This is a genomic window from Mesorhizobium sp. M2A.F.Ca.ET.037.01.1.1, assembly GCF_003998075.1.
Taxonomy (GTDB): Bacteria; Pseudomonadota; Alphaproteobacteria; order Rhizobiales; family Rhizobiaceae; genus Mesorhizobium.
Genome location: NZ_RZSA01001517.1, coordinates 1 through 962, shown reverse-complemented (window position 1 = coordinate 962; position 962 = coordinate 1). Strand labels below are relative to the sequence as shown.

The following is a 962-nucleotide window of genomic DNA, read 5'->3' as shown; positions in this document are numbered from 1 at the left end:
CATCCATGTCTGCGGCGGGCGCGGCGCGCATTCGCGCAAGACGCCGGGCGAATTGCTGGCCATCGGCGAGCATGTCGGCCTGGACGGCGATGCGCTTGCCACCGCCAGCCGGCTGGTCGCCAAGGTGGACAGCGCCGCCGTGCAGGACGGCTACGACCTCTATCTGCACGGCTTCATCGTCGCCGATGACGGGCGCTGGGTGGTGGTGCAGCAGGGCATGAACGGCGATGCCCGCCAGGCGCGCCGCTATCACTGGCTGTCGGAAGGCTTGACCAGCTTCGTCGACCAGCCGCATGCCGCAATCGAAGGCGAGCGCCAGGGCGAGATCGTCAACCTGACCGACCGGCGCGCCGAAAAAGCCCGCGGCAGCCAGGTCGAGTTGCTCAAGACCATGAGCCCGGAAAAGATCCTGAACGAGCTTGCCGTGCTGGAGCCGCGGCCCGAGCCTGAACCGGCCGCGCAGCCGATGCTGCCTAACCTCATCATGCCCGCGCATCACGACGTGCGCGAGAGCGACATCGTCATGCGCCGCCTGCACGGCAACATCGCCTCGGCAATCGAAAGCGGCCCGAAGGATTTCCCCGAGCTGCTGCTGGTCCCCGGCGTCGGCCCGCGCACGGTGCGGGCGCTCGCCATGGTCTCCGAAGTGGTGCACGGCGCGCCCTACCGCTTCTCCGACCCGGCCCGCTTCTCGCTAGCCCACGGCGGCAAGGACCGCCACCCCTTCCCCGTGCCGCTGAAGGTCTATGACGAGACGATATCCGTGCTGAAATCGGCGGTGGGCAAGGCGAAGCTCGGGCGCGGCGAGGAGCTGGAGGCGCTAAGAAGGCTGGACGGGGAGTCACGCCGGATGGAGCGGTATGTGACCGGACCGAGCTTGAAGGAGATCGTGGCGGGCGAGATGGACCAGTCGCATCTGCTGGGGGGTAGGAGTGTGTTTGGGTGGGAGGGGCCTGCGGGCG

General features: G+C 68.4%; 1 protein-coding gene. It reads left to right on the top strand.

Annotation, left to right across the window (positions count from 1 at the left end):
- Window positions 1-962: DUF763 domain-containing protein (locus tag EOA27_RS38025; RefSeq protein WP_145970887.1), on the top strand; the 962-nt coding region annotated here is incomplete at both ends.